Origin of the sequence: Clostridium sp. UBA5119, assembly GCF_002414285.1 — a bacterium.
In the GTDB taxonomy this organism is placed as follows: Bacteria; Bacillota; Clostridia; order Clostridiales; family Clostridiaceae; genus Clostridium_J; species Clostridium_J sulfidigenes.
On sequence record NZ_DHYX01000039.1, the window covers coordinates 113,625 to 121,216 of the forward strand.

Annotated in this window: 7 protein-coding genes and 1 other annotated feature; all 7 genes read right to left on the reverse strand. The window is 31.2% G+C overall.

All coding sequences use genetic code 11. The features are described from left to right. Window positions 1–172: 172 nt before the first annotated feature. Entirely contained in the window at window positions 173–1,840 is a 1,668-nt protein-coding gene (locus tag B2671_RS05845) for a ribonuclease J (RefSeq protein ID WP_346869557.1), read from the reverse strand. Window positions 1,841–2,016: 176 nt separating this feature from the next. Continuing rightward, window positions 2,017–2,460: a Fur family transcriptional regulator gene (locus B2671_RS05850; RefSeq protein ID WP_035133257.1), complete on the reverse strand. Its 444-nt coding sequence runs from the start codon at window positions 2,458–2,460 to the stop codon at window positions 2,017–2,019. Window positions 2,461–2,499: 39 nt separating this feature from the next. Further along, complete coding sequence (locus B2671_RS05855; protein ID WP_035133255.1) at window positions 2,500–2,763, reverse strand: DUF1292 domain-containing protein; 264 nt, start codon at window positions 2,761–2,763, stop codon at window positions 2,500–2,502. 122 nt (window positions 2,764–2,885) lie between these two features. Continuing rightward, window positions 2,886–3,299, reverse strand: coding sequence for a Holliday junction resolvase RuvX (ruvX, locus tag B2671_RS05860; RefSeq protein ID WP_035133253.1), 414 nt, complete (start codon window positions 3,297–3,299; stop codon window positions 2,886–2,888). Between the two features lie 248 nt (window positions 3,300–3,547). After that, complete coding sequence (locus tag B2671_RS05865; protein ID WP_035133250.1) at window positions 3,548–3,799, reverse strand: IreB family regulatory phosphoprotein; 252 nt, start codon at window positions 3,797–3,799, stop codon at window positions 3,548–3,550. A 62-nt stretch (window positions 3,800–3,861) separates the two neighbouring features. Further along, window positions 3,862–6,507 (reverse strand): alanine--tRNA ligase, encoded by a 2,646-nt coding sequence (gene alaS, locus B2671_RS05870; RefSeq protein ID WP_346869558.1) that lies wholly within the window; start codon window positions 6,505–6,507, stop codon window positions 3,862–3,864. Window positions 6,508–6,595: 88 nt separating this feature from the next. Further along, window positions 6,596–6,765, reverse strand: a binding site (T-box leader). Window positions 6,766–6,960: 195 nt separating this feature from the next. Next, the coding region (locus B2671_RS05875; RefSeq protein WP_346869559.1) for an AI-2E family transporter at window positions 6,961–7,592 on the reverse strand (632 nt) is incomplete at its 5' end.

Here is a 7,592-nt window from a genome sequence, read left to right on the forward strand (position 1 = left end):
TAAAATTGGATACTTAAGTATCCAATTTAAATTAACTATTTCAATTCTAATATTATGTGGATAAAAAGTCAATGTTATTAAAACATTATTAAATCCCAATACAGAATAGATTTATCATTAATTACTATTTGTGTAATCTTAACTTATAGAAATTAATGAAAAATGAAGCTTTTTAAACTTCCATAATTATAGGTAAAATCATTGGTCTTCTCTTAGTCTTTTCATAAAGGTACTCTCTAAGAGCTTCTCTAATTGATGCTTTTATAGTAGGCCATTCCGTAATGTGTTTTTCTTCACAATGTGCAAGAGCCTCTTTAACTACCACTCTAGCCTTTTCCATTAAATCCTCAGATTCTCTAACATAGACAAAGCCTCTTGAAATTATATCTGGACCTGCAATAACACTTCCAGTATCTTTACCCATGGTAACTACAACAGTTAGAATACCATCTTGTGATAGATGTTTTCTATCCCTTAGAACAATATTTCCTACATCTCCAACTCCAAGCCCATCTACGAAAACTTGCCCTGAAGCTACCGTACCCGCTTTTCTTATAGATGTTCTACTTACTTCAATAAGATCTCCATTTTCTCCTATATATACATTTTTTTCTGGCAAACCTAACTTAACAGCTAGCTCACCATGTTGTTTCAAATGTCTATATTCACCATGAACTGGGATGAAGAATCTAGGTTTTACTAAAGAATGCATAAGTTTTAACTCTTCCTGGCATGCATGACCTGATACGTGAACTTCTGCTAAGGATTCATATACTACTTCTGCCCCTTGTTTAAACAACTGGTTTATTACCTTAGAAACCAATTTCTCATTTCCTGGTATAGGCGATGCAGATAATATTACTAGGTCTCCCTTTTGTATATTTACCTTCTTGTGTTCAGAAGCTGCCATTCTTGAAAGAGCTGCCATAGGTTCTCCTTGACTCCCTGTAGTTATCATAACTATTTCATCATCACGATATTTCCCCATAGAATCTATACTTATTAATGCATCTTCTTCTATAGTGATATATCCAAGTTCTATAGCAACTGCGATTATATTTTCCATACTTCTACCAGAAAGTGCAACTTTTCTATTATACTTTCTAGCTGCTGTTATTATCTGTTGAACCCTATGAATATTAGAAGCAAAAGTTGCAACGATAACCCTACCCTTAGCGCCATGGAAAATTTTCTCGAAACTTTCTCCAACTATGCTTTCAGACATAGTATATCCTGGTCTTTCTACATTAGTACTATCCGCTAAAAGTACAGTTACTCCCTTTTTTCCTAGCTCTGCAAATCTAGTTAAATCTGTAACCTTGCCATCTATAGGTGTAAAGTCAATCTTAAAATCTCCAGTATGAAGTACTACCCCTAATGGTGTGTGTATAGCTATAGCTACCGAATCTGCTATACTGTGATTTGTTTTAATAAATTCTACAGATACACTAGTAAGCTTTATGATATCCTTCGGCTTAACTTCTCTTAAGTCAACCACTCCTAATAATGCATGCTCTCTTAACTTACTTTCCACAATTCCCAGTGTGAGTTTAGTCCCATAAACTGGAACATTAATTTGCTTTAATACATATGGTAAGGCACCAATATGATCTTCATGAGCATGGGTTAAAAATATTCCAGTTACTCTATCAAGATTCTTAACTAGATAAGTAACATCTGGTATAACTACGTCAATTCCCAACATCTCATCATCTGGAAATTTCAATCCGCAATCGATAACAACTATATCATTCTTATATTCTATAGCTGTTAGATTTTTACCAATCTCATTTAATCCCCCTAAAGGAATTATTTTAATCTTCTCTTTTTCTTTTTTCAAAACCTACCCTCCTTTTCTACATAATTTACTTTATGCTCTGCCTAACTTTATTAATATAAAAGATAAGGTTTTTAAGCATCTTAATCTAATCTGCACATATATATATTTAATTTCAAGAGAAATTTTAATATCATATAGTATAGATTTATATAACATCTTTACTAATAATAAAGTTATTATTGTAAAGAACAATTATCACAAATTCCATAAAACTTTAAACTATGATTTTTTATTTTAAAGTTATACTTTTTTTCTATTCCCTGCTCTAACTCCTCTAAAAGATCTCCTTCAACCTCAATGACTTTACCACAATTTTGACAAATCAAATGATGATGTTGATGACTTTCATCTTCATCACAAAGTTCGTATCTACTGCATCCATCATCTAAATCAAGTTTATATAGAACTCCCATTTCTTCTAATAACTGAACAGTTCTATACACAGTTGCAAGTCCAATTTCAGGACAATTAACCTTTACTAAGTCATATATTTCTTCTGTGGTTAAGTGGCTACCTTCATTTTTAATAATTTCATCAAGTATAGACCTTCTTTGAGGTGTCAATTTATAGCCCTTTTCTTTTAGAATAAGTTTTAAATTTTCAATTTTCTCATTAGACATAAATTAACACTACTCCTTTCACCACTAGGTGAAGTATATTTATTCTATAACGCCTTCATCATATAGAGTTTCAAAAGCATCATTAACCATGTTAAACTCTTCTTCATCCTCTACTGTTGCAAAGTATTCTTCTCCATCTTCATCCTTAAGAACCTTCAATGCAATAGCATCCTCATTTTCGTCATCAATAGGTGCTACTATAAAATACTCTGTATCTTCTATTTCTAACTTGGTTATAACTTCAAACTCAACGTCATTACCTTCTTCGTCAGTTAATGTTATATTTTCTAAAAAATTTTCCATAAAAATTCCCTCCTTCTACAATTTGTGGTGTTTTTCTATATAGAAATTATCTATAATATAATTCTGTAAGATATATGTACCTATTTAAATTTATACTATATACTGTCTTATTCATGATAATACTATTTACTAAGACTATCTAAGTACCCCTGTAAAATATAAGTAGCAGCTATCTTATCAACCAAACCTTTTCTTTTTTTTCTTGACATATCAGCTTCTAACATAGCCATATGTGCTGCCCTAGTAGTAAGTCTTTCATCCCAAAATTTAATTTCTATGTTTACGTGCTCTCTTAAAGCTTCACAAAATCTTTGTACCTTTTCCGCTTGCTCACCTATAGTGCCATTCATATTCTTAGGTAATCCTGAAATTATAGTATCAACATTATATTCGTTGCATATTTTTATAATTTCTTCTATATCTGCCTCTTCTTTTTTACGTCTTATGGTAGTAATTCCTTGAGCTGTGAAGCCTAGTGGGTCACTTATAGCTACTCCAATAGTTCTATCACCCACGTCTAATCCAAGTACTCTCATGCTCTTCTCCTCACTGTATATTACAAATATAGGAGCTCCATTATGATAAACAGAGTTCTTTATCCTTATATAGGTGCTCCTTATTCTGATCATTACAAATTAATAATTATATACTATTATAATTAACACTAATGGATAAAATTAATTTATTATTCCAACACTATATACATCTTTAACGGACCATATTACACTTTTGCCTACTACATATTATGTGTAATTTTAAAATAAAAATGCCTTAAAAGGCATTTTTATTTTATATCTAGATAAGATTTTAAAACTTCTTCTAATATCTCGTCTCTTTCTAGTTTACTTACTAATGCTCTTGCGCCATTATAGTTAGTTATATAAGTTGGGTCGCCAGATATAAGATATCCTACTAACTGGTTAACAGGATTATAGCCCTTCTCAATTAGAGCATCATATACATCAGTTAGTATAACTTTTGTCATATCTTTCTTATCTTTCATTACATCAAACTGAACTGTATGTTGTTTATCCATTATATCACCTTCTCAACCTTACTTTATTTTCTATTATACCATCATTGGATACAAAAAGTATACTATTTTACTAAAGTTTCTACTATTTGACTTACCTTTGAAATTGCTTCATCTAGTTTTTCTGGTTTCTTTCCACCTGCCTGTGCCATGTCAGGTCTTCCACCACCACCACCACCAGCGATGATAGCTACCTCTTTAATAATCTTTCCAGCATGAGCACCTTTTGCAACTGCTTCCTTACTAGCCATTACTACAAATTGAACCTTTCCAGCAACTCTACTCCCAAGAACTACAACTGCATCTGAAACTTTATTTCTAAGTTTATCACATAGGTTTCTAAGTGCATCTCCTCCAATATCATCTAGTGCAGCTGCAATTACATTGATTCCTTTAATATTTTCAGCTTTATTAATTATTTCATCTTCAATACCACTAGCTAATTTTTCCTTCAATCCTTGTATTTCTTTTTCTTTTTCTTTTAAAGTAGTAAGTAATCCATTTAACTTATTTAATAAATCTTTTTCTCCACACTTTAAAGTTGCAGATATTTCTTTTAATAATTCCTCTTTTTCATTTACATAGCTTTCAGATTTAACACCTGTAACAGCTTCAATTCTTCTGATTCCAGCTGCTACTCCACTCTCACTTAGAATCTTAAACAGCCCTATTTCGCCAGAATTCTTAACATGAATTCCACCGCATAGTTCCTTACTATATTCACCTACAGATACATCTCTAACATCCTCTTTATATTTATCATCGAATAAAGCCACAGCTCCCTTTTCTTTAGCTTCATCTATAGTCATAATCTCCGTGTTTACATCATAAGCCTTAAGAATTTCACTATTTAAGCTTTCTTCTACTTCTTTAAGTTGTTCTGAAGTCATAGCTGAGAAATGGGTAAAATCAAATCTTAATCTATCCCCATCTACATAAGATCCTGCTTGATTTACATGGTCTCCTAAAACTTCTTTTAAAGCTTCATGAAGCATATGAGTAGCAGTATGATTTTTGCATATATTACTTCTCACAGTGGAATCTAAAAACAATTCAACAATATCATCTATCTTAAGTTCTCCTTTAATAGCTTCTACAAAATGAAGTATATGACCTCTGGTACTCTTTTTACAATCAAAAACTTTTCCTTGGAATTTATCCGTGTATATAGTTCCAACGTCTCCTACTTGCCCCCCCATTTCTGCATAAAATGGAGTTTTTTCAGTAACAACTACAAATTTTTCCCCTTCTCCTAATTTGCTTACAAACTCATTATCTTTTATCATATATAAAACTTTACCTTTACTACTTATATTGCCATATCCTAAAAACTCAGTAGTTATTTCCATTGGGATATTATTTAAAGCACCTTCATCATTTCCCATATAGTTTGATGTACCTCTTGCAGCTCTTGCTGTATTCCTTTGCTTTTCCATTTGTTTATGGAAAGCATCGAAATCAATTTTCATTCCCTTTTCAGCTAAAATTTCTTCGGTAAGTTCAACTGGGAAACCAAAAGTATCATAAAGTTTAAATGCTTTTTCTCCACTTAATACTTTTATTTTTTCAGCATTCATTTCATCGATATAGGATTTTAATATATCCATACCTTGATCTATGGTTTCTGCAAATCTTTCTTCTTCTAAGCTAATGACCTTCTTAATATAGTCTTTTTTCTCTTCTAATTCTTCATAAGCTCCCTTTGAACTATCAATAACTACGTTACAAAGTTCATTTAGGAATGTACCTGTTATTCCCAAAACTCTTCCATGTCTTGCAGCTCTTCTAAGAAGTCTTCTTAATACATATCCTCTACCTTCGTTAGATGGTAATATTCCATCTCCTATCATAAAGGTAATACTTCTTACATGGTCAGTTATTATTCTTATAGACACATTTAAATCTTTATTTTCGCCATAGATTTTTCCAGATTTTTTACAAACTGCATTTAAAACATCCTTGATTGTATCTACTTCAAAGATATTATCTACACCTTGCATTATAGTAGATATTCTCTCAAGTCCCATTCCTGTATCTATATTAGGATTTGCTAATCTCTCATATCCACCCTTACCATCTCCGTCAAACTGTGTGAAAACTAAATTCCAAAATTCAATTACTCTATCTTCATCACCAGCTTTAATAAATTCTTCAGTAGTTTCTATTTGTGGAAGATCTGATTTTCTATCATAATGAATTTCTGTACATGGACCACATGGACCAGCACCATGTTCCCAGAAGTTATCTTCTTTACCTAATCTAAAGATCCTACTTGGCTCTATATCAGTTTTCTTAGTCCAAATATCAAAAGCCTCATCATCTTCAAGATATATAGTTACATATAATTTATCCTTAGATATTTTTAGAACCTCTGTTATATACTCCCAAGCCCATACTATAATTTCTTCTTTGAAATAATCTCCAAAAGAAAAATTTCCTAACATCTCAAAAAAAGTACCATGTCTTGAGGTTTTTCCTACATTTTCAATATCACCAGTTCTTATACACTTTTGACAAGTTGTTACTCTTTTACTTGGTGGCGTCTGAATACCAGTAAAATATGGCTTCAATGGAGCCATCCCCGCATTTATTAGTAAAAGGCTTTTATCATTCTTAGGCACTAAAGAAAAGCTGTTAAGTCTTAAATGCTCTTTACTTTCAAAGAACTTTAAAAAGCTTTCTCTTATTTCATTTAAACCCATATTATTCATATTACATTCCTCCTAATTCTTTCTAATAACAATGACTTTTATTCAATTTTTCTAAAATAAAATAAAAAAATAAAAACTTCCATCCCTGAAAAGGGACGAAAGTTTTCCGCGTTACCACCCTAATTATACTAGATTAACTAGTATCTCTTAATTAATTATAGCTCCAAGACAGCTTCAATATGTTTCACTAAAAGTTTTCACCTACCACTTTCTCTCTGAAAGCTTCCCATATCTACTAATTCTTATCATAACTTCATATTTAATTGAAACTCGGCTCACTGCGTTCGCTGATTAAGTGATTCACATCAAATCATAGATTTGAGTTCTCTACTTAATTGAAACTCGACTCACTGCCTTCGCTGAGTAAGTGATTCACACTAAATCATAGATTTTCATTCTCTACTTATATGATAAATTATATTTAGCATTTCAGAAATTGTCAACAATTCTAAACTAAAATAAATAATAATCTATTTCTCCTACAACTATTTTAATCATTACCCATAGTGGAATTACAATAATCATACCTAAAATTCCACCTATACTACCACCTATTATAAGTAATAATAGTATTGTTACTGGATGGGAATCTACGGTTTCACCTAAAATTTTAGGGCATATAATATCTCCCTCTAGCTGTTGAATTACAAACAACCAAAATATAACAATAACAGCTTTCTTGGTAGATGTTAAAAGTGCTATTAAAATTATTGGAATAGCTCCTATAACTGGCCCAAAATATGGTATTATATTAAATACTGCATTTACTAAAGATAATATTAAAGCGTATTTTATACCACTTAACTTTAGTGCTATAAATGTTAATATACCAATTATTCCACACAATTCAAACTGAGTTATTATATATCTTTCCATTACCTTATCCATATGATTTAAAGCTCTTCTAATGGCATATTTATTGCTAAAAGGCATATATTTCATGATTCCCTTTGAAATACTATCTCCGTCACTTAAAAAGAAATATACTAAAGTTGGTATTATAAATAACAATAACATATTTTCAGCTATAGAGACAATTTTTGATAAAACATTCGATACAATTACCATAAGAGCGTCTTTGAATT